This window comes from Amycolatopsis sp. NPDC104819 (assembly GCF_055583145.1).
This window is the reverse complement of the sequence record NZ_JBVJON010000003.1, coordinates 202,320-227,139: the sequence shown is the minus strand read 5'-3', so window position 1 is coordinate 227,139 and position 24,820 is coordinate 202,320. Positions and strand designations below refer to the sequence as shown.

Here is a 24,820-nt window from a genome sequence, read left to right as displayed (position 1 = left end):
CAGTTCCCCACCATGACACCGGGTCACCGCCGTACCCTGCAGGGGTGAGCGATGATCCCCGGGTCCTGATCGACGCGACCGCGGTGCCCGCGGACCGCGGCGGGGTCGGCCGGTACGTGGACTCGCTCGTCGCCGCGCTCGACGCGGACGGGGCACGCATCACCGTCGTCTGCCAGCCCCGGGACCTGCCGCTCTACGATCGGCTGGCGCCGCGCTCGCGCGTCGTGCCGGCGTCGCCGACGACGACCACCCGCACCGCGCGGCTGACCTGGGAACAGGCGACCCTGCCGCGGCTGGTGCGCCGCCTCGGCGCCGACGTCGTCCACTCGCCGCACTACACGATGCCGCTGACGACGTCGGCCGCGTCGGTGGTCACGCTGCACGACGCGACGTTCTTCACCGACGCCGTGCTGCACTCGTCGGTCAAAGCCCGCTTCTTCCGCGCGTGGACGGCGACGGCCCTGCGCCGCGCGACGCTGTGCGTGGTGCCGTCGGCGGCGACCGCGGCGGAGCTGGCCCGCGTCGGCCCGGTCCGGCACGCTTCCCTGGAAGTGATTCACCACGGCGTCGACAGCGAGCGGTTCCACCCGCCGTCACCCTCGGAAGTCGCGGCGGCCCGGGCGGCCGTCGGACTGGGCCGGACGCCGTACGTGGCGTTCCTCGGGGCGCTCGAGCCGCGCAAGAACGTCCCGGCGCTGATCCGCGGCTTCGCCCGCGCGGTCACCGGCCGCAGGGACGCGCCGGCGTTGGTGCTGGCCGGCCAGCCGGGCTGGGACACGCAGGTGGAGCGGGCCCTGGACGCGGTCCCGCACCGGCTGCGCGTGATCCGGGCGGGTTATCTGCCGTTCGGGACGCTGGCGGGGTTCCTCGGCGGCGCGGAGCTGGTGGCATACCCGTCCCTGGGCGAGGGTTTCGGCCTCCCGGTCCTGGAGGCGATGGCGTGCGGCGCGTGCGTCCTGACCACGCGACGGCTGTCACTGCCGGAGGTAGGCGGCGAAGCGGTGGCGTACTGCGGAGTGGGCGCGGGCGACGTCGCGGCGGCGATCAGCGAGCTCCTCGCCGACCCGGGCCGGCGGGCAGAGCTGGCCACGGCGGCGCAGCAGCGCGCGAAGGAGTTCTCGTGGGCGACGACCGCGGAACGGCACCGGGAGGCGTACGCCAAAGCTTGGTCGCGCCACCTCCGAACCCGCTGATCTTCCTACTTCTTCCAGCGTGCTCTCGGGCCGGGGCGGCGGGACCGCGCAGCGTCACGAGGGGACAATGGCCCGATGACCGATCACTCCCGTTACGGCGACGAACTCGGCGTCGTGACCGTCACCTACTTCTCCGGCGAGACCCTCGAGCGGTTCCTCGACACGCTCGAGAAGGCCACCGAGCGTGATGTCCAGGTCGTCGTCGCGGACACCGTCTCCACCGATGGCGCTCCCGAGAAGGCCGCGAAGCGCGAGAACGTGCACCTGCTGAACATCGGCGAGAACGTCGGTTACGGGACCGGCTGCAACCGGGGCGTCGCCGAGCTGGACGACCGGTACGGCTGGATCGTCATCTCGAACCCGGACCTGGAGTGGGAGCCGGGCACGATCGACACGCTGCTCGACGCCGCGAAGCGGTGGCCGCGCGGGGGCGCCTTCGGGCCGCTGATCCACGACCTCGACGGCACCGTCTACCCGTCGGCGCGGCTGGTGCCGTCCTTCGGGCGGGGCATCGGGCACGCCGCCCTCGGCAAGATCTGGCCCGGCAACCCCTGGACCAAGCAGTACCGGCAGGAGACCGGCACGCCCACCGAGCGCGTCGCCGGCTGGCTGTCCGGCTCGTGCCTGCTGATGCGCCGCGAGGCGTTCGACTCCGTCGGCGGCTTCGACTCGCGCTACTTCATGTACTTCGAGGACGTCGACCTCGGTGACCGGCTGGCGAAGGCGGGCTGGCTGAACGTCTACACGCCCTCGGCCGGGGTCATGCACGTCGGCGGGCACTCGACGTCGCAGGCGTCGAAGAAGATGCTCGCCGTCCACCACGAGAGCGCTTACCGCTTCCTCGCCGACCGCCACCAGGGCCTCCTGTGGAAGCCGCTGCTGGCCGCGACGAAGCTCGGCCTCGCCCTGCGGCTGAAGCTGGAGACCCGGAAGGGCTAGATCCCGTCGAGCCGGCGGGAGAAGTCGGACTTGCCGTTGGTCTGCGTCACCGTCGGCACCAGGCCGGTTTCATCCGGGTCCGGCTCCTTCAGCGGGCTCGTGATCGGCTCGGCCTGGGGCCGGCGGGCCAGCGGAGCCGTGACCGGCTTCGGCGCGGCTGTCGGCATCGGCGTGGTCGGTGTCGGCGTGCTCAACGGCGTCGTGTGCTGACGGCGTCCGCCGTGGCCCTCCAGCCGGCGGGTCGGCGACGAGCCGGCCAGCGGGTGGTCGTTCTCCTCGATCAACGACGCCGGCAGCTGCGTGGTCGTGTCCGGGTCCTGGCTCCGGTCGAGACCGTCGATGGCGGCCCGCGGTATCTGCTGCGTGTTCGAGGCGTCCATCGGCGAGATGGCACTGTCCGGCGTCACCACGAACACACCACGCGCTTGGGCTCGTGCGAGCAGGGCGTCCGCCCGATCGCGGGGGTCCATCCCCTCGGCCTCCCGACTGACCCGGGGGCCCTCTGGGGAGGGGCCCGCCTGTTTCCTGTCTAGGGTAGGCCCTCCGGGCGACCTCCGTCAGGGTTTCCCGCGGCTTGTCGCTCAGCGGTGCGTGATACAGGAGGAGATTTCCGTGACGTCCGAGGTCGAGATCGACGCCGTCGTGCTGGTCGGGGGCAAGGGCACGCGACTGCGGCCACTGACCCTTTCGGCGCCGAAACCGATGCTCCCGACAGCCGGGACGCCCTACCTCAGCCACCTGTTCTCGCGCATCCGCGAGGCCGGGATCCGGCACGTCGTGCTCGGCACGAGCTACCGTGCGGAGGTGTTCGAGGAGTACTTCGGCGACGGCAAGTCGATCGGTCTGGACCTCGAGTACGTCGTCGAGGAAGAGCCGCTCGACACGGCCGGCGCCATCAGGAACGTCCACGACAAGCTGCGTGCCGACCACGTGATCGTCTTCAACGGCGACATCATCTCGGGCGCGGACCTCGGCGCGCAGCTGCAGGTGCACCGCGAGTCCGAAGCCGACGTCACCCTGCACCTGCAGCGCGTCCCGGACCCGAGCCGGTTCGGGTCGGTGCCGACCGACGAGACCGGGCGGGTGCAGGCGTTCCTGGAGAAGACGCCCAACCCGCCGACCGACCAGATCAACGCCGGCTGTTACGTCTTCCGCCGCCCGGTGATCGAGGCGATCCCGGCCGGGCGCCGGGTGTCGGTCGAGCGCGAGACGTTCCCGCGGCTGCTCGAGCAGGGCGCGCACATCCAGGGGTTCGTCGACGCGTCCTACTGGCTCGACGTCGGCACGCCGGAAGCGTTCGTGCAGGGCTCCGCCGACCTGGTGCGGGGCGTGGCGCCGACGTCGGCGCTGCCCGGCCGGCCCGGCGACTTCCTGGTGCTCGACGGCGCTTCCGTCGCCGAAGACGCCCAGCTGAGCGGGGGTTCGACCATCGGCGTCGCCGCCGTCGTCGGCTCGGGCGCGAAGGTCGACGGCTCGGTGCTGTTCGACGGCGCGGCCGTGTCCGAAGGCGCGGTGGTCGAGCGTTCGGTGCTCGGGCACGGCGCGCGCGTCGGCGCCGGCGCGGTGCTGCGCGGGGTCGTGCTCGGCGACGGCGTGTCCGTCGGGGCCGGCTGCGAGCTGCTCGACGGCGCCCGCGTCTGGCCCGACACCGTGCTGCCGGACGGTTCCGTGCGCTTCTCGAGCGACGCGTAGCCGATGTTCTGGCGTCCCGCGTTCGAGGTCGACCTGGGCCGGGTCCTGGGTCCGCTGAAGCGCGGCCGCGGGTCGCTCAACATCCTCACCGACGAACGCGGCATCACCTGGCTCGCGTCGAACACCCCGGACGGCCCGGGCACCCTGGCGCTGCGCAAGCTCACCGACGGCCGGATCGAGGCGGCCGCCTGGGGTGCCGGCGCGGACCGGCTGCTCAGCGGCGTCCCCCGGCTGCTCGGCGCGGACGACGACGACTCGGAGTTCGTCGCGCACCACGACGTCGTCGCGCGGGCCCGGCGGGAGAACCCCGGCCTGCGGCTCGGCGCGACGGGGGTGGTGTGGGACTGGCTGGTGCTCGCGGTGCTGGAGCAGAAGGTGACCGGCAAGGAGGCGATCCGGTCGTGGGCCGAGCTGTGCCGCCGCTTCGGCGCGCCGGCGCCCGGGCCGGGTCCGGACCGCCTGCGCGTGCCGCCGACACCGGTGGCGCTGCGGTCGCTGCCGGACTGGCACTGGCACCGCGCGGGTGTCGACATCAAGCGGCGGACGGCGTTGCTCAACGCGGCCCGCGTCGCCCACCACCTGGAGCGCGCGGTCGAGCTGCGGGGGATCGAGGGACGCCACCTGCTGCGGCACGTGCCGGGCATCGGCGTGTGGACGGCCGCGGAGGTCGCCCAGCGGGCCTGGGGTGATCCGGACGCCGTGAGCTTCGGGGACTACAACATCCCGTCGATGGTCGGGAACGCCGTGCTGGGCACGAAGGTCGACGACGCCGGGATGGCGGAGGTGCTGGCGCCGTACGCGCCGCAGCGGCAGCGGGCGGTGCGGTACCTGGAGGCGGCGGGGCACCGGCGGCCGCGGTTCGGGCCGCGGGTCGAGCTGCGCGAGTACCGGGCGATGTGAGGCGCGCCGGTCAGTACTGGGGCGGGTAGCCGCCCTGCTGGTTCGGCGGGTACGGCTGCTGGCCGGGGTAGCCCTGCTGGGGCGGATAACCGGGCTGCTGGGGCGGGTAACCGGGCTGCTGGCCCGGATACCCCTGCTGCGGGGGATAACCGGGCTGCTGCGGGTAACCCGGGTACTGCTGCGGCGGGTACTGCGGCTTCGGCTTCGCGGCCGCCTTGATCACGACGACGGCCACCGTCACGATGCCGGCCAGCACCAGCAGGCAGAGCAGCAGCACGATCAGGCTCACGGTCGGCTTTCCCCCTCGTCGAGCGCGGCGCGGGCGATGGCCAGCGCCTCGGCGTCGTCCAGGCCGAGCTTACGGGTGAGCTCCGCGTACCGGGCCGCGGCCTGCTGCGCCCGGCGGCGGCTCTGGTCACCCGACGCGGCGACGAAGCTGCCCGCCCGGCCGCGCGTCTCGATCAGGCCGGCTTCCTCGAGCTCGCGGTAGGCGCGGGCCACGGTGTTCGGGGCGATGCCGAGGTCGGCCGCGAGCTGCCGGACGGTGGGCAGCTTCGTGCCGACGGCCAGGCTCCGGTCGTTGATCCGCGTCGCGAGCCCGGACCGGACCTGCTCGAAGGGCGGCACCGGCGAGCTGCTGTCGAAGGGGACGGTCACCAGCTCTGCGGACCCGCTCCCGGACCGGGCAGCGGCTGCTGCGGATAGGGCGCGGTCGGCGAGTACTGCGGCGGCGCGGGCGGGTACCCGCCCTGCTGCTGCGGCACCGGCTGCGACGGCGGGAACCCGGCCTGGTACTGCGGGAATCCGGGCTGCGGCGCGGCGCCCGGCACCGATGCGAACCCCGGCTGCGGGACCGGCTGCGACGCCGGGAAACCGGCCGGTGAGGCTCCGCCCTGCGGGAACCCGGCCTGCGGCACCGGTTGCGCCGGCGGGAATCCGGGCGCGCCCGGCGCGAAGCCCGCCTGCGGCACCGGCTGCGAAGCCGGGAACCCGGCCGGCGACACCCCGCCCTGCGCCGCCCCACCCGCTGCAAACCCTTGCTGCGGCGGGAAGTTCTGCGCCGGGAAGTTCGCCTGCGGGAACTGCCCGCCGTTCTTCATCGCCTCTTCGCGGCGCATCTTCGACACGCGCACCGCCACCACGATCACGAACACGATGATCGCGAGCACGAGCAGCCCGACCACGATGTAGCCGAACACACCGTCGCCGCCGCCACCGCCGGAGTGGTAGTGCACCCGCTCCAGGAACTGCGTTGCCATCCGTTCCTCCCCTGTCCGCGCTCCAGGCTAGTGCCCGGCACCGACAGGAACGGCCGCTTTCACCAGATCGGCGAGATCTTCCGACCCCGCCGGGAGCGCGTCCACCGGCCACCACCGCAGGTCGTCGGACTCGCTGCTGCGCACCGGCGAAGCCCCCGGCGGCGCGAACACCGCGTACCGGACGTCGAAGTGGCGCGTCGGCACGCCGAGCGAGCACGTGATCGGGTGGACGTCCAGGTGCACCGGCGCGGTCCCGATCCGCAGCCCGGTCATCCCGGACTCTTCGGTGGCCTCGCGCAACGCGGCCTCGGCCACCGACGCGTCCTCGGGCTCGCAGTGCCCGCCGAGCTGCAGCCACCGGCCGACCCGCGGGTGCAGCGTGAGCAGCACCTGCGTCGCCGTGTGGTCCAGCAGCACGGCCGACGCCGTCAGGTGCCCGGCCGCGCAGGACCGCTGACAGCTGTCGTCGCGCGCCGCGAGGAACCCGAGAAATGCCTGCCGCAGGGACTCCTGGGAAGCGAGCGAAGGCCGCCACGCGCTCAGCGTCGTGACGGCGTCGGCGTGCAAAGTCACAGCTCCAGCAGCCCTTCACCCGGCGCGGCCGAGAGCCGCGACTCCGGCTCGGTGAGCGGGACGCCGATCGCGACCGAGCCCAGCGGCTGCCAGCGCTCGTCCAGGCCGAGGACGTCGCGGACGATGTCGGCGGCGAAGATCGTCGAGCCGATCCAGCACGAACCGAGGCCTTCGGCCGCCAGCGCGACCAGCAGGCCCTGCACCGCGGCGCCGCCGGCGACGGTGAACATCGTCTTCTCGCAATCGTTGCGGCGCGCGTCGGGGTAGGTGTGCGCGCCGTCCGGCACCAGGAACGGGATGACGATTTCCGGGGCCCGGTAAAGGATGTCGCCGCGGCTGAGCCGCTTCGCGACCTGCTCCGGGGTGAACTCGTCGCCGACGAGGTCGGCCTGCCACGACTCACGCATCGCGTCGAGCAGTTCCTTGCGCTTCGCGCCGTCGCGCAGCCAGACGAACCGCACCGGGTGCGTGTGGTGCGGCGCGGGCGCGGTCAGCGCCGAGCCGACGGCCCGCCGCATCGAGATGGGCGACACCGGGGCGTCGCTGAACTGCCGCACCGACCGCCGGACCGGCACGGCCTCCCGGCGGCCCTGCGCGATGGCTTCGTTGGCGCCCAGCCGGAAGAGGTCCTCTTCGAGCGGCCGGATCAGCGACCGCGCGTTAGAACCGTCGTCGACGAGGTCCAGGCCGCGGACGACCGCCACCGGCGTCCCGCCCAGCTTGCCCTTGACCAGGTCGGCGGCCGAGGCCAGCTCGTCGGCGATCGCGACCTCGGTGACGGCCAGCTCGTTGCCCTGTCCGTCGATCGTGCCGCGGTAGGCGTGCAGCACGCGCAGCCCGGACGCGCCGATCGCGTTGTCGGTCTGCCCGACCCGCCAGGCGCGGCCCATGGTGTCGGTGATGACGACGGCGACCTCGACGCCGAGCCGGTCGCGCAGCCCGTTGCGCAGGGCCAGCGCCGAAGCGTCCGGGTCGGCCGGCAGCAGCGCGACCTCGTCACCGGCCACATTGGACGCGTCGATCCCGGACGCCGCCTGGACGATCCCCAGCCGGTTCTCGGTGATCACCGTGCGCGCGATCCGCGCGACGATCCGCACGGCCTCCTGCTTGACGAGGTCGCGGCGCGCGGCGTCCCGGGCCTCGGGATCGGTCGGCACGCGGACGAGCCTGCCCTCGGCCTTCGAGACGATCTTGCTGGTCACGACCACGACGTCCCCTGAGCGCAGCCACGGCGCGGCCGTGGCGATCGCGCCGGTCAGGTCGTCGCCGGGACGGAACTCGGGCAGCCCGGGGACGGGCAGGATCTCGAGCTTGGGGGCGGCGTGGTCAGTCAACAGGGGCTCCAGCGAGTTCCAGGGCGGCGCGGGCCATCGCCGCGGTCGCGTCCACATCGGACATCAGCAGCGGGACGTCGCGGACGGTCACGCCCGGCACGTCGGCCGTCTCGCCCTCGGCGATCAGCCAGCCGTCGAGGACGCCGTCGGCCTTGCGCGAGCCGTAGTGCCGGCCCACCGCCTCGGCGGACGTCTCGACGCCGATCGCGGTCAGGCACGCGTCGGCCATCCCGCGCAGCGCCTTGCCGCCGATGATCGGGGACACCCCGACCACGCCGGCCGACGTCCTGCGCAGCGCGTCCCGGACCCCGGGCACGCCCAGCACGGTGCCCACCGAGACGACCGGGTTCGACGGCGCGAACAGCACCGCGTCCGCCCCGGAGATCGCCTCTAGCACGCCGGGCGCGGGCTTGGCCTCGTCGTTGCCGACGGCGACGATCGAGTGCGCCTTCGGCTCGGCGCGATAGCGCACCCACCACTCCTGGAAGTGGATGGCCTTCTGTTGCCCGTCCTGCTCCGGGTCGTCGATGACGACGTGCGTCTCGACGCGGTCGTCCGACATCGGCAGCAGCCGGACGCCGGGTTGCCAGCGGTCGCACAGGGCCTCGGTCACCGCGGACAGCGGGTACCCCGCGCGCAGCATCCGGGAGCGGATCAGGTGGGTGGCGATGTCCTTGTCGCCGAGCCCGAACCAGTCCGGGTCGGCGCCGTAGGCGGCCAGCTCCTCCTTGACCACCCAGGTCTCACCCGAGTGCCCCCAGCCGCGCTCGGAGTCGATCCCGCCACCCAGCGTGTACATGCAGGTGTCCAGGTCCGGGCAGATCCGCAGGCCGTGCATCCAGACGTCGTCGCCGGTGTTGACCAGCGCCGTCACCTCGTGCGGCGACTCGCTCGCCCCTTCCGGCGCCATGCCCAGCGCCGCCTTCAAACCCAGCAGGAAACGGGCCCCGCCCACTCCGCCGACCATCACCACGATCTTCACGACGTCGAATCCTCGCACGAGCCGGGTGTCGCCACCCAGTACCGGTACCTGTGGTGCGGGGCGTAGCCGAGCCCCGCGTAGAGCGCGAGCGCGCCCGAATTGGCCTCCGCGACCTGCAACACCGCGTGGCCGGCCCCGTGTTCCGCGCCCCAGGTGTGCAGCGCGCCCATCAGCGCGGACGCGAGCCCGCGCCGGCGGAAGGCGGGCGCGACCTCCAGGCGCCCGACGTGCAGCCAGCCGTCGACCAGCGCGCCCCGGACGACCCCGGCGGTGACACCGTCGAGCGTCGCGACGCCGTAACCGACCTTGCCGCCGGTCAGGACGCTGCGCGCCGCTGGGACGTCTTCGCCGGGGCCCAGCGTGAGCTCCCACCAGGCGGGAGTCGGCTCGTCGTCCACCGTGACGCCGGGCGCGGCCGGCCCGGCGGTGAGCGGCGAGGTGAGTACGACGACCTCGTGGCCGCGGGCGTGCCGCGTCGCCTGGAACCAGCCTTCGGCGACGATCGCGCGCTCGTTCGGGCTGTCGCGGATCACCTGCACCATCGGCGGGATCCCCCGATCGTGGGCGAAGTCACACACCGCGGCGAGCGCCGCCGGGATGGGCCGTCCGGGGTCCCCGACGGCGAGTGCGCTGTTCGCGCGGCCGGTGAACCCGTCCGCCCAGCGCAGCCGCCAGTCCCCCAAGGATTCCTCGACCAGGGGCGGCCATGCTCTGCTGCAGGCGATTTCGAGCGTTTCGGGTGCGTTCACGGCTAGATTGTGACTGAGGCGGCAAAAGTCGTGGAGCGGATTTCGGAGGAGGCGGGCCGTGGGCATCCAGCGCAAGGACGAGCGGCACAACGAGAAGCTCGTGGACGAGATCTCCGAGGGCTTCAACCGGGCCGTGGGGGAGCAGAAGGCCGAAGAAGACGCCCCCAAGCCGCGCTTCGTCATCACCGGTGACGCCCGGGCCACCCCGCCCCCGCGCCGCCGGGAGCGGTGAACACACGCCGTACCCCGGGTATGGCTAAGGGTTGCCTCACCAACCGATCGGGTGCCGCTGCCGCGTAATGTCGGCACGGACTGGCTGTTTGCAGAGAAAAGCAGGAGTACGCAGTGACCTACGTGATCGCCGAGCCCTGCGTCGACGTGCTCGACAAGGCGTGTATCGACGAGTGCCCCGTGGACTGCATCTACGAGGGCGAGCGGATGCTGTACATCCACCCGGACGAGTGCGTCGACTGCGGCGCCTGCGAACCGGTCTGCCCGGTCGAGGCGATCTACTACGAGGACGACGTCCCGGACAACTGGTCGGACTACACCAAGGCCAACGTCGACTTCTTCGACGAGCTGGGCTCGCCGGGCGGCGCCTCCAAGGTGGGCAAGACCGCGCACGACCCGGGCTTCATCAAGGCGCTGCCCCCGCAGGGCGAATGAGCCGGGTCGCGCTGCCCGACTTCCCCTGGGATTCGCTCGCCGAGGTCAAAGCCACGGCGCAGGCGCATCCCGGCGGGGTGGTCGACCTCTCGATCGGCACGCCGGTCGACCCGGTCCCGGCCGGGATCCGTGACGCCCTGGCGTCGGTGTCGGACATCCCGGGCTACCCGACGACGCACGGCATCCCGGCCCTGCGCGCGGCGGCGATCGCCGCCCTCGGCCGGCGCCACGGGGTCACCGGGCTCGAGGCGGACGCCGTGCTCCCGACGATCGGGTCGAAGGAGGCCGTGGCCTGGCTGCCGCGGCTGCTCGGCTTCGGCGAGGGTGACCTCGTCGTCATTCCGGAGCTGGCGTACCCGACGTACGAGGTCGGGGCGCTGCTGGCGGGCGCTTCGATCCTGCGTTCCGACGGCCTGACCGCGCTCGGCCCCCAGAAGCCGGCGATGATCTGGCTGAACTCGCCGTCCAACCCGACCGGCAAGGTGCTGCCCGTCGAGCACCTGCGCAAGGTCGTGGAGTGGGCCCGCGAGCGCGACGTCGTCGTGGTCTCCGACGAGTGCTACCTCGCGCTCGGCTGGGAGGCCGAACCGCTGTCGGTGCTGCACCCGGACGTCTGCGGCGGCCGCACGGACGGCCTGATCGCCGTCCACTCGCTGTCCAAGTCGGCGAACCTGGCCAGCTACCGCGCCGGGTTCCTGACCGGCGACCCGAAGCTGGTCGCGCAGCTGCTGGAGATCCGCAAGCACGCGGGCATGATCGTGCCGCGCCCGGTCCAGGAGGCGATGGTCGCCGCCCTGACCGACGACGAGGCGTTGACGGCCCAGCGCGAGCGGTACGACCGGCGTCGGCTCGCGTTGCGGAAGGCGTTGCAGGACAACGGGTTCCGCATCGACCATTCGGAGGCGGGGCTCTACCTGTGGGCCACCCGCGACGAGGCCTCTTCGGTAACCCTCGAGTGGCTGGCCGAGCGGGGCATCCTGGTCGCGCCGGGCACGTTCTACGGCCCGAAGGGCGGCAAGCACGTCCGGGTCGCGCTGACCGCGACGGACGAGCGGGTCGACGCCGCCGTGGCGCGGCTCAGCGCCTAGTAGTCCCGGCCCGTGAAGCCCCGGTAGACGAACCGGGTGAGCGCCTCGACCGCCTCTTCGTCGGTCGGGGGTGTCCACCCGGCCGGCACCGGGTCGAGCAGCCACATCTGCGCGAAGCTGTCCACCAGCTGGTACATCATCGCGATCGACAGCTCCGTGCTCGCCGGCAGGCGCATCCCGGCCGCCGTCACGTGCGCGAGGTGGCCGTGGAGGTCCGTGGCCTGGGTCGCGCCGAAGCTCGCCAGCGTGCGCGCGAAGGTGTCGTTCACCATCGACGCCTGGCGAAGCGCCTGCATCGTCGACGCGTGCTCCTGGTAGAAGTCCCAGTACTGGGCGACGTGCCAGCGCACCGCCGCCGGGTCGCTGAAGTCGGACAGGTGCCCCTCGGTCAGCGCGCTCTCGTCGCCTGACGCCGCGAGGTCGGCCAGGAGCGACTCGAGCAGCTCCTCCTTGCCCGCGAAGTGGTTGTAGAACGACCCCGCGGCCCGGCCGGCTTCCGCCGTGATGTCCGTGATCTTGGTGTTCAGGTAGCCCTTGCGCGCGAAGACGCGCTTGGCCGCGGCCTTGAGCGCGGCCTCGGTCTCCGCGGCCTTCTCCTTGCGGTTCACCGCCACCTCCTTGACGCCGGACGCTAGCAGTGTCATTCTGAATTCAGATTCACTGAACTTCGATTCACTGGGAGGACGAGATGGACACACGGGTGCTGATCGCGGGGGCGGGGCCGACCGGGCTGACGCTGGCCATCGAGCTGGCGCGGCGCGACGTCGCCGTGCGGCTCATCGACAAGGCCGAGGAGTTCTTCGTGGGCTCGCGCGGCGACGGGCTCCAGCCGCGGACGCTCGAGATCTTCGAGGACCTCGGCGTGCTGGACGCGGTGCTGGCGCAGGGAGCCGCGCCGGTCCCGATGCGGATCCACGTCGGCGGTGAGGTCGTCGGTGAGCGGCTGATGTTCGACCCGGTCGAGGCGACGCCGGACAAGCCGTACCCGACCGGCTGGTTCCTGGGCCAGTCGCAGACCGAGGGCATCCTGCGCGACCGGCTGGCCGAGTTCGGCGTGCACGTCGAGCTGAACACCGCGCTGACCGGCTTCGAGCAGGACGAAGACGGCGTCACGGCCACGCTGAGCACGGGCGAGACCGTCCGCGCCGAGTACCTGGTCGGCGCCGACGGCGGCAAGAGCTTCGTCCGCAAGGCGCTGGGGATCGCGTTCGAGGGCACCACCGACGAGTCGATCCGGATGCTGCTCGGCGACGTCCACGCCGAAGGCCTCGACCGCGGGTACGGCCATTGGTTCGGCGCGTCGGACGACCCGATGCGCGGCATGATGTTCAGCCCGCTGCCGGGCACGCCGTGGTTCCAGTTCGGCTCGCCCCTCGGGGACGGCGAGCTGGAGGCCGAGACCGCGCTGCCCGCCATCCAGGCGCGGCTCGACGCGCTGAGCGGCGGCACCGTGAAGCTGTCCGACCTGGCCTGGTCGACGGTGTGGCGGCCGAACGTCCGGCTCGCGGAACGCTTCCGCGACGGCCGGGTCTTCCTGGCCGGCGACGCGGCGCACGTCCACCCGCCGACCGGCGGCCAGGGCCTGAACACCGGTGTCGGGGACGGGTACAACCTGGGCTGGAAGCTAGCGGACGGCTCGCCCGAGCTGATCGACAGCTACGAGGCCGAACGCCGGACGAACGCGGCGCGCGTGCTCGGGATCTCGACCGGGCTGATGCAGAAGTACGTCGACGGGGACGACGACGCGCACCGGCGCGGCGAGGACACCCAGCAGCTGGACATCAGCTACCGCGGCGGCCCGCTGTCCCCGGCCGGCGCCGGCGCGCTTCAGCCGGGAGACCGCGCGCCGGACGCGCCGCTGACCGACGCCAACGGCAAGCGCGTCCGGCTGTTCGAGCTGTTCCGCGGCCCGCACGCGACCGAGCTGGTCTTCGGTGACGGCCCGACGTCGGGCTATCGGATCCTGCCCGCGGGCAGTGTCGCGACGGGCTCGGACCTGGTCGACGACGGCGGCCACGCGTACGCGGCTTACGACGTGAAGCCGGGCGCGAAGGTGCTGGTCCGGCCGGACGGGTACGTCTGGTCGGTCTCCCGCGGCTTGTCGTGAGTGGTAATTAGGGTTCTAACCCGAATTACCACTCACGACGGGTCAGGCGTGGAGGGCCTGGGCGGCGGCGTCGACCGCGGCCCAGGAGTCGTGCCAGACCGCGCGGGCCTCGGCGCGGCGGGCCAGCTCACGCTCGGCGATCCGGCCGGCGACGAAGCCGACCTCGCCGTCCGCGGTGTCCAGCACCGTGCGCATCCGCTCGGCGGCGATCACCGCGTCCTGGTGGTCGCCGAGCACCGTCTGGAAGTCCCGGGTCGCCTTGATCAGCTTCTTGATGCGCTTGGCCCGCTTCTTCTTCGCCGACGTCTGCGCGAGCTCGGCGGCGTAGCGGAGCTTCTTGCCGTGGATGCGCAGGGCGTGCAGGTCGTCGTCCGGCGGGTCGGCGGGCAGCGCGCGCACGGCCTTCGCGAGCTTGCGGTGCGGCTTCGCCAGCCCGGTCACCAGGTCGTGCGGTTCGCCGGGCACCTCGGCCGACGAGCGGGTCAGCAGGCTCACTTCACGCAGCAGCGTCGAGTAGCGCGCGCTGGACAGCGCCCGGCTCAGCCGCCGCTTCGCCGCGGCGCGTTCGGTGACGAACCGGGACACCAGCCGGTGCCCGGCGGCCTGGTCGCGGACCTCGAACCCGGCGATGACCTCGCGCAGGTGCCCGATCAGCACGTCGTAGTCGCGCACCTCGCCGAGCGACTGGCCGAGCCAGCCCAGCTCGGCGCGCACCGGCTCGGCGCCGTCGCCCACCAGCCGCCCGGACAGCTTCAGCACGCTGCGCATGCGCCGCAGCGCGACGCGCATCTGGTGCAGGTCCTCCGGATCGGCGCCGGAGCGCGTCCCGGCTTCGTGCGCGAGCATCGCCCGGATCTCCCGATCGAGCTTCGCCCGGACGTGGTGGCCCGCCGGGTCCGCCGGGCCGACCTCGACCGGGAGCTCGGGCAAGCCCAGTTCCGACGGAGTGCGAGGCAACGATTCGGTGGTCACCACATGAATTGTAGGTGAACCGCGACGCTCAGTCGTTGGCGTGCAGCATCGCGTTCAGCTCGACGCCGCTGCCGGTCCGCGGCACGACCTCGACCGCGCCGGTGCCCGAGTTGCGCCGGAACACCGCGCCGGAGATGCCGTTGAGCTCGCGGGCCTTGACGACCTTGCCGTCGACGACCACCTTCGTGCCCGCCGTGACGTAGAGGCCGGCTTCGACGACCGTGTCGTCGCCCAGCGAGATCCCGACGCCGCCGTTCGCGCCGATCAGGCAGCGCTCGCCCAGCGAGATCGTCTCCTTGCCGCCGCCCGAGAGCGTGCCCATGATCGACGCGCCGCCGCCGACGTCGGAGCCGTCGCCGACCACGACACCCGCCGAGATCCGGCCTTCGACCATCGACGCGCCAAGCGTGCCGGCGTTGAAGTTGACGAAGCCCTCGTGCATCACGGTGGTGCCGGTGGCCAGGTGCGCGCCGAGCCGGACGCGGTCCGCGTCACCGATCCGGACGCCGGCGGGCAGCACGTAGTCGACCATCCGCGGGAACTTGTCGACGCTGTAGACGGTCACTGCGCCGCGCGCCCGCAGCCGCAGCCGCGTCGCTTCGAAGCCTTCGGCCGGGCACGGGCCGTGGTTGGTCCACACGACGTTGGCCAGCAGGCCGAACATGCCGTCGAGGTTCTGGCCGTGCGGGCGGACCAGCCGGTGCGAGAGCAGGTGCAGCCGCAGGTACATGTCGTGGGTGTCGGCCGGGGCGTCGGCGAGCTTGCCGATCGTGGTCCGGACGGCGACGACCTCGACTCCGCGGTCGGTGTCCGGGCCGAGCAGGCCCGCGGCGGCCTCGCCGAGCACCTCCTCGGCCTCCGCCGCGCTCAGCCGCTGCGTGCCGGCGGTGCCGCCGTCGGTCAGCTTGGGGTGCGGGTACCAGGTGTCGAGGACCGTCCCGTCGGTCGCGACGGTGGCCAGCCCGACGCCGCTGGCGCCGGTCGTTTCGGGGTTCGGGCTCTGCTCGCTCACGGCCCTCACCGTAGTCGAGCGGGGCCGGTCAGCCCGTTGTGGGCCGGGCGTCCACCTGCTTCTTCAGCCCCGAAAGGGCGGCGGCGATGTCGACCAGCGCCTGGGTGCACGGCCCGCCCGCGTCCGGCACGGTCGTGCAGCCCGAGCTGCGGAACGCCTTGACGGCCGTGTCCAGCTTGTCGGCTTCGGCGACCAGCTGCGGGTCGCGGTCGTCCGCGCGCTTGCGGGCCGAGCCCGGGACGTTGCCGATCTCCGTGACGTACTTCTCACAGCCCTTCGGCAGCTGCGTGCGCGGGCTGGCGAAGCACTGGTCGACGGTCAGCGCGTCCAGCTTCGTGGGGAGCGCGTCGGGGCCCGGCTCGCCGCCCTGCTTGGGGGTCGGGCCGGCTTCGTTGCCGCAGCCGGACAGGACCAGGACCAGCAACGCGCCGCCGACGGCGACCGGGAACCTACGCACAGGCCCACGGTAGCCCTGCCGGTAGCGTGCCGGGCATGAGCCTCGACCTGCACGCGGACCCCGTCGACCTCACCGCCGCGCTCGTGGACGTCTTCAGCGTCTCGGGCAGCGAGGCCGAGCTCGCGACGCTCGTGCAGGAAGCGCTCGAGAAGCAGGCGCCGCACCTGGAGGTCGTCCGCAACGGTGACGCCGTGCTCGCGCGGACGAACCTGGGCCGCGCGTCGCGGGTCGTGCTCGCCGGGCACCTGGACACGGTGCCGGAGAACGGCAACCTGCCGTCACGGCGCGACGGCGAGGTGCTGCACGGCCTGGGCACGGTCGACATGAAGGGCGGCGACGCGGTCTTCCTGCACCTCGCGGCGACGCTGCCTTCGCCCAAGCACGACATCACGTTCGTGTTCTACGACAACGAAGAGGTCGAAGCGGTCAAGAACGGCCTCGGCCGCATCGAGCGCGAGCTGCCTGAGTGGCTGGCGGGCGACCTGGCGATCGTCGGCGAGCCGTCGAACGCCGTGATCGAGGCCGGCTGCCAGGGCACGATGCGCGTCGAGCTGCGGTTGGCCGGCAAGCGCGCGCACACGGCGCGGGCGTGGATGGGGGAGAACGCGATCCACGCGCTGGCCGAGCCCCTGCGCCGGCTGGCGGAGTACACACCGCGGGTCGTCGACATCGACGGGCTGACCTACCGCGAGGGCCTCCAGGCGACGTCGATCGGCGGTGGCGTGGCGGGCAACGTCGTCCCGGACGCGGCGGTCCTGACGGTGAACCACCGGTTCGCCCCGGACCGTTCGCCGGAGGCGGCGGAACGGCACCTGCGCGAGGTGTTCGAGGGGTACGAACTGTCCGTTGTGGACTTGTCTCCGGGAGCCCTGCCCGGCTTGTCCGCCCCGGCGGCGGCGGAACTGGTGGCGGCGGCGGGCGGCCGCGCGGCGGCAAAGCTGGGCTGGACGGATGTGGCGCGCTTCGCGGCGCTGGGGATGCCGGCGGTGAACTTCGGCCCGGGCGACCCGACCCTGGCCCACACCCAGCAGGAGAACGTCCGGACGGCGGAGATCGGGCAGGTCGCCGAGGTGCTCCGCAAGTTCCTGAGCTGAGTGGCCCGACCGCCCCAAGGCCACCTTGGGACGTAGTGGCGGTCGTCACATCCGGACCCGCTGAGCTGCGGTGACGCTCCGGCACCGGACGTCACCGCAACTTTTCCGGGCCCCTGTCCGTATCTCCCCGTGAGGGGTGCAGCCGGGAGGGACCATGCCCAAAACCGCGAGACGGGCCGCGGCCGTTGCCGCGCTCGCCGTGGCGGTGATCGGTGCTGTGACTGCCTGTGAGCAACAGCCCGTCGCCGCGCCCGCGGCCGGGCCCGTGGTCATGGCCATCGGGGAGGCCACCTCCGTGCCGCCGCCGCCCGATGCGCGTGAGCCCGTGACGCAGGCCGCGCCGGTCGAAGTCGCCATCACCTTTCCGCGGACCGGGTCCGGCCAGTGGATGTTCACCCCCGGCAGCGACCAGGTCGCCGGCGCCCGCGGCCGGCTCATGCGGTACCGGATCGCGCTCGAAACCGACATCAACGGCGTCGGGCCGGCCGAGTTCGCGAAGGACATCCGCGGCATCCTCGGCGACCCGCGCGGCTGGACCGGCGGCGGTGAGTGGCGGCTGCAGCAGGTCGGGCCCGACGACAGCGCCGACTTCACCATCTACCTGGCGACCCCCGCCAGCCGTGACAAGCTGTGCGGCGGCACCCCGGACGGCTACACCTCCTGCCGCAACGGCAGCAACGTCGTGCTCAACATCGCCCGCTGGGCCAACGCCGTCCCGAACTACGGCGCGCCGCTCGCGCAGTACCGCCAGTACATGGTCACCCACGAGACCGGGCACCGGCTCGGCCACGGCCACGAGCTGTGCCCGGGCGCGGGCCGGCCGGCGCCGGTGATGGAGCAGCAGACGCTCGGGCTGCACGGCTGCGTCCCGAACCCCTGGCCGTTCCCGGACGGGCGCGAGTACGCCGGCCCGTCCGGGGAGTACAACGACCCGATCCCCGCCGGGGACTCCTAGCGGCCCTGCAGGGACTTGACGTTGTTCCCGAAGGTCCAGCCCTTCGAGCCGTCCCAGTTGATCGACCAGTCCATCAGGCCCTTGAGGCCCGGAACCGACCGCCACGCCTGGGAAACCAGGCTCGTCGACATGTACCCGCCGCCCGCGCCGGGCTGGGCCGGCAGACCCGGGACCTGCTTGTCGTACGGCACGCGGATCGTCGTGCCCTGGATGACCAGACCCTGGTTCAGGCACTGCGTCTGCACGGTGAAGCCCTGCACGGTCCCGGCCTGGTACGAGTCGCCGGAGCAGCCGTACATGGACCCGTTGTAGTACTGCATGTTCAGCCACCACAGCCGGCCGTTGTCGGCGTACTTCTTGATGATCGGCAGGTAGGCGCCCCAGATCGAGCCGTACGTGATGCTGCCGCCGGTCACGTAAGCGGTTTCCGGCGCCATCGTGAGCCCGAAGTTCGACGGCATCTGCGCGAGCACGCCGTCGATGATCCGGATCAGGTTGGACTGCGACGCCGAGAGCGTCTTGATGTTCCCGCTGCCGGTGAGGCCGGTCTCGATGTCGATGTCGATCCCGTCGAAGTTGTACTGCTTCAAAAGCGGCACGATCGTCGCGACGAACTTGTCGGCCACGGCGCTGGAGGACAGGTCTATACCGGCGGCCGCGCCGCCGATCGACATCAGCAGCGTCGCGCCCGCGGCCTTCGCCGCGCACATCTCGGCGGGCGTGGACACCTTGACGCCGGCGTCCATCCCGTTCTCCCACAACACGGTCCCGTCGGACCGGATCACCGGGAAGGCGGCGTTGATGACGTTGTACCCGTGCTGGGCCATGCGAGCGTCGGTGATGGGCACCCAGCCCATGCCGGGGTGGACGCCGTTCGCGGCGCCGTCCCAGTTCTCCCAGTAGCCCTGGAGGACCTTGCCCGTGGGCCGCGACTTCACCGCGCACGTGTCGGCCTGCACCGCCCCCTGCGCGGGGGCCGACACGAGCAGCGGGACGGCCAGGACCGCCGCCAGGAGGGATCCGAAGAAGCGGGTTCTGCGACCGGACATACCGGCTCCCATCGTCGTTGAGGGCGAACGCGGCGTGTTCGTCCACGATAGGGAAACCGGGAAAGCGCTGACTACCTACGAACGGGTGGTCTAGACAACCGGGGCGCCTCCGCGGCGAAGGCGCCCCGGTCGCGGGTCAGACGGTCAGCGTCCAGGAGGACAGGTAACCGGTGTCGGCCGGGCCGACGTCGCGCAGCCGCAGCTGCCAGGCGCCGTTCGCGGCCTCCGAAGACGCGTTGACGGTGTAGGTCGTGTCGAGGTTCGGCGTCGAGTCGCTGCTGGAGTTCTTCAGCCGGTACGCCGTGCCGTCCGGGGCGACGAGGTCGATGACCAGGTCACCGCGGTAGGTGTGGGTGATGTGCACCTCGACCTTGGTGGCGTTGGACGCGTTGCGCGTGCAGCCGCCGACCGTCGCGGTGCTGTTCACCGCGGCACCGGGGTAGTCCGGGATGTTCAGCCGGGTCCCGTTGGTCACCGGCGCGCACGACGACGTCCCGACGCCGAGGGTGAACGACGCCGTGTGGTCGACGCTCGCGCCGTCCGCGGTCACCGTCACCGGGAAGCTCCCGGTCGGGGTCGAAGCCGACGTCGTGATGGTCAGCGTCGAGGAGCCGCCCGACTGGACGGTCGCCGGGCTGAACGACGCGGTCGCGCCTGCGGGCAGGCCCGAAGCCGACAGCGAGATGGACTGCGCGCTGCCGGACGTCGTCGCGGTGCTGACGGCGACCTGCAGCGACTGTCCCGGTTGGACGGTCCCGGCCGTCGGGTTCAAGCTCACCGAGAAGTCGTTGCCCTGGGTGGTGGCGACGGCCAGCTTCCACAGCGCGTACCCGATCGCGTCGGAGTTCTTCTCCAGCGGGGTGTCCGGGATGTTCGACGTCGTGTCGCAGGCGCGGTGGTAGCAGTTGTCGAACGCCGCGCCCGCGGTGCCGCCCCACTTCTGGGCCTGCGCCGAAGACTTGATGTCGCCGGCGCCGGTGGCGAGGCCGCCGACCGGGATGCCCGCGCTCTTGAACGACGCGTGGTCGGACCGGCCGTCGCCTTCGCTGTCGCCCTCGGTCTGGATGCCGATCGAGGAGAAGTACTCATCGAAGATCGCCTTGACCGAAGCGACGTCGTCGTAGACGAAGTAGCCCCAGTTCTTCGAGCCGATCATGTCGAAGTTGAGGTAGGTCTTGATCTTCGTGCGCTCGGCGCTGGGCAGGTTGTTGACGTAGTACTTCGAGCCGACCAGGCCGGACTCCTCGTCGGCCCACCAGGCGAAGCGGACGCGCTTGGCCATCGCCGGGTTGGTGCGGGCCAGCGTCAGCGCGGTCTCGAGGATCGACGCGCTGCCGGAGCCGTTGTCGTTGATGCCGGGGCCGGCGCTCACGCTGTCGAGGTGCGCGCCGAGCATGATGACCTGGCTCGCGTCACCCTGCGGCCACTCCGCGATCAGGTTCTGCGACTGGCCGATGCAGCTGGTGCACGTCTGCCGGGTCGTGGTGAAACCCGCGTTCTTGAGCAGGTTCTCCACATAGGACACCGACGCCGCGTAGCCCGCGCCGCGCGGGGAGCGCGTGCCGCCGTTGTTGTTGGCGATGGTCTGCAGCTGGTTGAGGTGGGTCTTGATGTTGGCCAGCGAGATGTCCGGCGCGGCGAGCGCCGTGGCGGGCGCGGCGGTGGCCGCTGGCGCGCTGACAACGCCCAGCACGGCGGCCAGGGCGGTGACCCCGGCGCCGAGGCGAGTTTTCCACTTCATGGCGGTGAGTTCCTTCGATGGGGGTTGGGGAGAACGGCCGTGAAGGCCGCACCGGGCTGGTGCGGCCTTCACGGGGTGGGGCGTGTTACACGGTCAACGTCCAGGAGGACAGATAACCGGTGTCGGCGGGGCCGACGTCTCGGATGCGGAGCTGCCACGCGCCGTTCGCGGCTTCCGAAGAAGCGTTGACGGTGTAGGTGGTGTTGATGTTCGGCGTGGACGACGAGCTGGAGTTCTTCAGCCGGTAGGCGGTGCCGTCCGGCGCGACCAGGTCGAGGACCAGGTCACCGCTGTAGGTGTGGGTGATGTGCACCTCGACCTTGGTGGTCGACGACGCGTTGCGCGCGCAGCCGGCCACGGTGCTGGTGCTGCTGACCGCGGCACCCGGGTAGTCCGGGATGTTCAGCCGCGTCCCGTTGGTCACCGCGGCGCACGAGCCCGTGGTCCCGACGTTCAGCGTGTACGACGCCGTGTGGTCGGTGCTCGCCCCGTCGGCGGTGATGGTGACCGGGAAGCTCCCGGTCGGGGTCGACGACGTCGTCGCGATCGTCAGCGTCGAGGAGCCACCCGACTGGATGGTCGCCGGGCTGAACGACGCGGTCGCGCCGGCCGGCAGGCCCGAGGCGGACAGCGTGATCGACTGCGCCGCGCCGGAGGTGATCGCGGTGCTGAGCGTGGTGGTCGCCGAGGCGCCCGGCTGCACGGAACCCGAGGCCGGGTTCAGCGCGACGGAGAAGTCCGGCCCGCCGCCGCTGCACGAGGCAGGCTCACCGGTCGCGGCGGTGACGGAGACGGCGTCCCACGCGGCCTTGGTGGCGTTGAACTCGGTGCAGCTGCCCGGGAAGAGCGCGATCGCGGCTTCGAGGGTCGCCTTGCGGGCGGCCTTGTGGTTCCACGACGAGGTCTTCTTCAGCAGGCCGTTGTAGAAGATCTTGCCGGCCTTCTGGATGCCGACGCCGGTGACGCTGGAGTTGTTGCAGGTCGGGCTGGTGGGCTTGCCGCCACCCGGGTTCGAGCCCTCGGCCAGCAGGTAGAACCAGTGGTTCTGCGGGCCGGCCGCGGCGTGCACCTCGGTGCTCGGGATCGACGACGAGTAGCAGTTCGGGTCGCCGACCTTCGACGGCTGGTACATGTAGCGGATCGGGCCCTGGCCGACCAGGTTGACCCCCTCGCCGACCTCGTAGTCCGGCGTGTCCTTGACGTTGTTCGCGTACGCCTCGGTCAGCGCGCCGAAGATGTCGCCGGTCGACTCGTTCATGCCGCCGTTCTCGTTGCCGGAACCGGCGCCGCCCGGGGTGAACTGGAAGATGCCGTGCCCGAACTCGTGGCCGACGACGTCCATCGAGGTGGCCTGGCGCTGGTTGTCCTGCGAGTGGCCGAAGTGGGTCGAGGAGCCGTTCCAGTAGGCGTTGACGTCGGCCAGGCCGACCGAAGCCGGGTAGCCGGTGCCGCTGCCGTTGATGCCGTTGCGGCCGAGCCAGTCGGCCAGCATCTTCCACTCGGTCTGGACGCTGTAGAGGACGTCGACGCAGCCGGTCTCGAGGTCCGTGCCGGAGCCGTTGCCCCAGGCGTTGTCCGGTCCACTGTAGACGGAACCGCCCTCGCGGCCGCAGCTGATGCCGGTCCGGCCCGGGTCGCGCATCGTGTACGTGGAACCGGACTGCGTCGTGTCGATCGAGACGTTGCCGACGTAGTAGCTGTTGCCGGTCCCGGCGACGTTCACCGTGTTCGGCTGCGCCTGGGTGCGGGCGCCCGAGGCGAACGTCTTGACGTCGTCGCGCTTGTCGAGCACCGCGCCGGTGGCGGCGTCGACGAACACGTGCAGGTTGCTCGGCGCCGTGGCCGTGCGCCCGGAGACGACGACCTCGTAGGCCAGCTTCGGGCTCGTCCCGGCCAGCACGACCTTCTCCGGCGTGCTCACACTGTCCACAGTGGGCAGCTGGGCGCGCGCGGTGGCGGCGGCCTTCGCGGCGTCGAGCGCAGCCTGCGTCCCGACGCTGATGGCGGCGGTCTCGGCGGCGCTGGTCCCGCGGACGCGCCCGGCGCCGTCGGCGACGACGACCGCGTCCCCGCCCACGACCCGCAGGCCCTGGTAGGTCCGCTGGTAGGCGCCGTAGAAGAGGCCGCCGCCACCGGCGGTCAGGCCGACGCGCTGGAACGATTCCGCGGGGCCCCGCTTGAGCGCGTCGAGACCGCTGGCGGCGGCCTGGTCGGCGGCGCGCGCGGCGGCGGCTTCCGGTGCGGCGGGCTGTGCTGCTGGGCTCGCGCTCGCCGGGGTCACCGGCAAGGCGAGCGTCATGGCGAGCCCGGCGGCGGCCGCCAAGCCCGTTCTGAACCCACGATGGGTCATCGAGGTCAACCTTTCATGAAGGCAGAATCGTGGACCGGCAAGGAGAAAAGGGGACGTGTCCGGCGGGCTAACAGGAGGTATGCGTCCGGACGCATCCGAGTAAAGGGATCAGGGCGTCGGGCCGTCAATGCGCCGAACGGACCAACGCCGCCTTTGGGATTCGCGGGTCAATTCGTACAAACCCCGCTCGTGCTGGGGATTCGCCCCGCGTTCCGCGCCGGAACGACTTTCGTAGGGAGTGTCCCCGACACCATCCGAACGCCGGACGATCTCGATCATCGGGAATCGTTAGTACCGCTCAGGAAACGGTGTTCAGTCGGCTTCGGCGCCCAGCGCGATGAGCCCGTTCCGCAGCACGTCCGCCGCTTCCGCCTGCCGCCCGGTCTCGCCCAGGAGCTCGCTCAACGGCCGCAGCGCGCGCACCAGCACCTCGCGCGCCCCGAGGCCGGTGGCCAGCTCGACCGCGGCCCGCAGGTCGTCGGCCGCGCGCCGGGCGTCACCCCGGGCCCGGGCCAGGGACCCCTGCTGCAGCCGCAGCTCCGCCGCCAGCGCCGTGCCGGACACGACCGAGGGACGCACCTGGTCGAGCAGCCCGCTTGCCGTCTCCGCCCGGCCCGCCGCGAGGTACTCCGCCGCCAGCTCGAGCGTGATCGCCGGGACGTCGTCCGGCCAGGCCGTCTCGCGGGCCGCGGCGAGGTCGCCCAGCGCGCCTTCGACGTCGCCGGCCCGGCCGCGGACCCGGGCCCTGGCCAGCAGGCAGTGCGCCATCGCCGGGTGCAGGGCCCGTTCCTGCATGAGGTCGTAGGCCGCGGCGACCGACGCCGCCGCGTCGGCGAACCGGTCCGCGGCCAGGTGGCTGCGGCAGACCTCGACGTGGCTGCGGGTCAGCTCGGCCAGCACCGCCGGGCCGCCGCGGGTCAGCCGCAGCGCCGACTCGGCGTACTCCGCGGCCCGTTCGAGGTCGCCCTGGCGCAGGTGGCGTTCGGCGAGACACGCTCGCAGCGTCAGTAGCATCGACGGCTGCGGGTACCCGTCGCGCAGCAGCTCCGCGTGGCAGGTTTCCAGCAGGTGCAGGGAATACCGCGCCTCGCCCCAGTCGCTCAGCACCGCCGCGCGCAGCGGCACGACCATCGCCCGCACCGGCGGCGGCTCGCCCGACAACGTCGTCTCGGCCTCGGCGACGTACTTCGTGCGGACGTCACCCCGGGTGTACCCGGCCAGCCACAGCAGCGCGATGCCCGCCTGCCGCGGCCGCTCCAGGCGTTCGGCGGCGCGCCGGATGCGCTGCATCCGCGGGGCCGCGCGGCGGGCGTCGCCGGCCAGGAACCGTTCCGCCGTCTCGATCAGCTCGAGGTCCAGCTCGACCAGCTCCCGCGGGGAGCTGCCGCCGAGCAGCTCGTCGGGGTCGATGCCCAGCTGCCGGGCGAAGAACCGCAGCGCGTCGCCCGACGGCGTCCGCGCGCCGGTCTCGACCGAGGAAACGTAGGCCGCGGAGTACTGCGGTCCGGCGAGCTCACGCTGGGTGAGCCCGCGTTCGGTGCGGAGCTCACGCAGGCGCTCGCCGACGGTCTCGCCGCTCACACTCACGCAGCCGCCTTTCCACCGGGTGCCGGACGTCCAAGGGTAGGCCGCGGGGGGGGGGGGGGGGGGGGGGGGGGGGGGAGGGGGGGGGGGGGGGGGGGGGGGGGGGGGGGGGTCAGGGAAAAGA

Annotated in this window: 26 protein-coding genes; 10 read left to right on the top strand and 16 right to left on the bottom strand. The window is 72.4% G+C overall.

Features of this window, described 5'->3' with window-relative positions; all coding sequences use genetic code 11:
* Nucleotides 1–44: 44 nt before the first annotated feature.
* Nucleotides 45–1,193: a glycosyltransferase family 4 protein gene (locus ACZ63E_RS10165; protein ID WP_465335706.1), complete on the top strand. Its 1,149-nt coding sequence runs from the start codon at nt 45–47 to the stop codon at nt 1,191–1,193.
* 75 nt (nt 1,194–1,268) lie between these two features.
* Entirely contained in the window at nt 1,269–2,132 is an 864-nt protein-coding gene (locus ACZ63E_RS10160) for a glycosyltransferase family 2 protein (RefSeq protein ID WP_465335705.1), read from the top strand.
* On the opposite strand, the gene ACZ63E_RS10155 is transcribed toward ACZ63E_RS10160, so the two are convergent.
* Entirely contained in the window at nt 2,129–2,602 is a 474-nt protein-coding gene (locus tag ACZ63E_RS10155; protein WP_465335704.1) for a hypothetical protein, read from the bottom strand. The two genes, ACZ63E_RS10160 and ACZ63E_RS10155, sit on opposite strands and share 4 nt — an antisense overlap.
* A 142-nt stretch (nt 2,603–2,744) precedes the next feature.
* Between ACZ63E_RS10155 and manB the strand changes: the two genes are divergently transcribed.
* Both manB and ACZ63E_RS10145 read left to right on the top strand, forming a co-directional pair.
* Nucleotides 2,745–3,824 (top strand): mannose-1-phosphate guanylyltransferase, encoded by a 1,080-nt coding sequence (manB, locus tag ACZ63E_RS10150; RefSeq protein WP_465335703.1) that lies wholly within the window; start codon nt 2,745–2,747, stop codon nt 3,822–3,824.
* A gap of 3 nt (nt 3,825–3,827) precedes the next feature.
* Entirely contained in the window at nt 3,828–4,724 is an 897-nt protein-coding gene (locus tag ACZ63E_RS10145) for a DNA-3-methyladenine glycosylase family protein (RefSeq protein ID WP_465335702.1), read from the top strand.
* A 10-nt stretch (nt 4,725–4,734) separates the two neighbouring features.
* On the opposite strand, the gene ACZ63E_RS10140 is transcribed toward ACZ63E_RS10145, so the two are convergent.
* The 7 genes from ACZ63E_RS10140 to ACZ63E_RS10110 are packed head-to-tail and all read right to left on the bottom strand — an operon-like array spanning nt 4,735 to nt 9,621.
* Nucleotides 4,735–5,013 (bottom strand): hypothetical protein, encoded by a 279-nt coding sequence (locus ACZ63E_RS10140; RefSeq protein ID WP_465335701.1) that lies wholly within the window; start codon nt 5,011–5,013, stop codon nt 4,735–4,737.
* On the bottom strand, nt 5,010–5,381 hold the full coding sequence (locus ACZ63E_RS10135; RefSeq protein WP_465309265.1) for a GntR family transcriptional regulator: 372 nt from the start codon (nt 5,379–5,381) through the stop codon (nt 5,010–5,012). Before ACZ63E_RS10135 ends, ACZ63E_RS10140 begins: the two co-directional genes overlap by 4 nt.
* Nucleotides 5,378–5,983, bottom strand: a complete 606-nt coding sequence (locus ACZ63E_RS10130; RefSeq protein ID WP_465335700.1) for a hypothetical protein — start codon at nt 5,981–5,983, stop codon at nt 5,378–5,380. Before ACZ63E_RS10130 ends, ACZ63E_RS10135 begins: the two co-directional genes overlap by 4 nt.
* A 27-nt stretch (nt 5,984–6,010) precedes the next feature.
* The gene (locus tag ACZ63E_RS10125) at nt 6,011–6,556 is read right to left on the bottom strand and encodes an NUDIX hydrolase (RefSeq protein ID WP_465335699.1); all 546 of its coding nucleotides are present in this window, start codon (nt 6,554–6,556) and stop codon (nt 6,011–6,013) included.
* Nucleotides 6,553–7,947 (bottom strand): coenzyme F420-0:L-glutamate ligase, encoded by a 1,395-nt coding sequence (locus ACZ63E_RS10120; RefSeq protein WP_465335698.1) that lies wholly within the window; start codon nt 7,945–7,947, stop codon nt 6,553–6,555. The genes ACZ63E_RS10125 and ACZ63E_RS10120 overlap by 4 nt, the downstream gene beginning before the upstream one ends.
* Nucleotides 7,883–8,872 (bottom strand): 2-phospho-L-lactate transferase, encoded by a 990-nt coding sequence (gene cofD / locus ACZ63E_RS10115; RefSeq protein WP_465335697.1) that lies wholly within the window; start codon nt 8,870–8,872, stop codon nt 7,883–7,885. The genes ACZ63E_RS10120 and cofD overlap by 65 nt, the downstream gene beginning before the upstream one ends.
* Nucleotides 8,869–9,621, bottom strand: a complete 753-nt coding sequence (locus ACZ63E_RS10110) for a GNAT family N-acetyltransferase (protein ID WP_465335696.1) — start codon at nt 9,619–9,621, stop codon at nt 8,869–8,871. The genes cofD and ACZ63E_RS10110 overlap by 4 nt, the downstream gene beginning before the upstream one ends.
* A 58-nt stretch (nt 9,622–9,679) precedes the next feature.
* Here ACZ63E_RS10110 and ACZ63E_RS10105 point away from each other — a divergent pair, with 58 nt between their 5' ends.
* The 3 genes from ACZ63E_RS10105 to dapC all read left to right on the top strand — a co-directional run bounded on the left by ACZ63E_RS10105 (nt 9,680) and on the right by dapC (nt 11,375).
* Entirely contained in the window at nt 9,680–9,853 is a 174-nt protein-coding gene (locus ACZ63E_RS10105) for a hypothetical protein (RefSeq protein WP_465309277.1), read from the top strand.
* 113 nt (nt 9,854–9,966) lie between these two features.
* A complete protein-coding gene (gene fdxA, locus ACZ63E_RS10100; RefSeq protein ID WP_086680320.1) occupies nt 9,967–10,287 on the top strand; it encodes a ferredoxin in 321 nt (106 codons plus the stop codon).
* The gene (gene dapC / locus ACZ63E_RS10095; protein WP_465335695.1) at nt 10,284–11,375 is read left to right on the top strand and encodes a succinyldiaminopimelate transaminase; all 1,092 of its coding nucleotides are present in this window, start codon (nt 10,284–10,286) and stop codon (nt 11,373–11,375) included. Before fdxA ends, dapC begins: the two co-directional genes overlap by 4 nt.
* Here dapC and ACZ63E_RS10090 read toward each other — a convergent pair.
* Nucleotides 11,372–12,019: a TetR/AcrR family transcriptional regulator gene (locus tag ACZ63E_RS10090; RefSeq protein WP_465335694.1), complete on the bottom strand. Its 648-nt coding sequence runs from the start codon at nt 12,017–12,019 to the stop codon at nt 11,372–11,374. The two genes, dapC and ACZ63E_RS10090, sit on opposite strands and share 4 nt — an antisense overlap.
* 44 nt (nt 12,020–12,063) lie before the next feature.
* Between ACZ63E_RS10090 and ACZ63E_RS10085 the strand changes: the two genes are divergently transcribed.
* On the top strand, nt 12,064–13,482 hold the full coding sequence (locus ACZ63E_RS10085; RefSeq protein WP_465335693.1) for an FAD-dependent monooxygenase: 1,419 nt from the start codon (nt 12,064–12,066) through the stop codon (nt 13,480–13,482).
* 42 nt (nt 13,483–13,524) lie between these two features.
* Here ACZ63E_RS10085 and ACZ63E_RS10080 read toward each other — a convergent pair whose 3' ends face one another.
* The 3 genes from ACZ63E_RS10080 to ACZ63E_RS10070 are packed head-to-tail and all read right to left on the bottom strand — an operon-like array spanning nt 13,525 to nt 15,923.
* Complete coding sequence (locus ACZ63E_RS10080; protein ID WP_465335692.1) at nt 13,525–14,454, bottom strand: CHAD domain-containing protein; 930 nt, start codon at nt 14,452–14,454, stop codon at nt 13,525–13,527.
* Between the two features lie 28 nt (nt 14,455–14,482).
* On the bottom strand, nt 14,483–15,466 hold the full coding sequence (dapD, locus tag ACZ63E_RS10075) for a 2,3,4,5-tetrahydropyridine-2,6-dicarboxylate N-succinyltransferase (RefSeq protein WP_465335691.1): 984 nt from the start codon (nt 15,464–15,466) through the stop codon (nt 14,483–14,485).
* Between the two features lie 28 nt (nt 15,467–15,494).
* Nucleotides 15,495–15,923 (bottom strand): hypothetical protein, encoded by a 429-nt coding sequence (locus tag ACZ63E_RS10070; RefSeq protein ID WP_465335690.1) that lies wholly within the window; start codon nt 15,921–15,923, stop codon nt 15,495–15,497.
* A 35-nt stretch (nt 15,924–15,958) separates the two neighbouring features.
* On the opposite strand from ACZ63E_RS10070, the gene dapE reads away from it, so the two are divergent.
* Together dapE and ACZ63E_RS10060 are read left to right on the top strand one after the other, a co-directional pair.
* Entirely contained in the window at nt 15,959–17,017 is a 1,059-nt protein-coding gene (gene dapE, locus ACZ63E_RS10065; RefSeq protein WP_465335689.1) for a succinyl-diaminopimelate desuccinylase, read from the top strand.
* A 154-nt stretch (nt 17,018–17,171) separates the two neighbouring features.
* Nucleotides 17,172–17,972: a DUF3152 domain-containing protein gene (locus ACZ63E_RS10060; RefSeq protein ID WP_465335688.1), complete on the top strand. Its 801-nt coding sequence runs from the start codon at nt 17,172–17,174 to the stop codon at nt 17,970–17,972.
* Here the strand turns inward: ACZ63E_RS10060 and ACZ63E_RS10055 are convergent.
* From ACZ63E_RS10055 to ACZ63E_RS10040, 4 genes are all read right to left on the bottom strand, one after another.
* A complete protein-coding gene (locus ACZ63E_RS10055; RefSeq protein WP_465335687.1) occupies nt 17,969–19,021 on the bottom strand; it encodes a chitinase in 1,053 nt (350 codons plus the stop codon). The genes ACZ63E_RS10060 and ACZ63E_RS10055 overlap by 4 nt on opposite strands.
* Nucleotides 19,022–19,157: 136 nt before the next feature.
* Nucleotides 19,158–20,762 (bottom strand): M28 family peptidase, encoded by a 1,605-nt coding sequence (locus ACZ63E_RS10050; protein ID WP_465335686.1) that lies wholly within the window; start codon nt 20,760–20,762, stop codon nt 19,158–19,160.
* 85 nt (nt 20,763–20,847) lie between these two features.
* Complete coding sequence (locus tag ACZ63E_RS10045; protein ID WP_465335685.1) at nt 20,848–23,112, bottom strand: M4 family metallopeptidase; 2,265 nt, start codon at nt 23,110–23,112, stop codon at nt 20,848–20,850.
* A gap of 312 nt (nt 23,113–23,424) precedes the next feature.
* Nucleotides 23,425–24,699 carry a helix-turn-helix domain-containing protein gene (locus ACZ63E_RS10040; RefSeq protein WP_465335684.1) on the bottom strand — a complete coding sequence of 425 codons (1,275 nt, stop codon included), beginning with the start codon at nt 24,697–24,699 and terminating at the stop codon, nt 23,425–23,427.
* Nucleotides 24,700–24,820 lie beyond the last annotated feature (121 nt).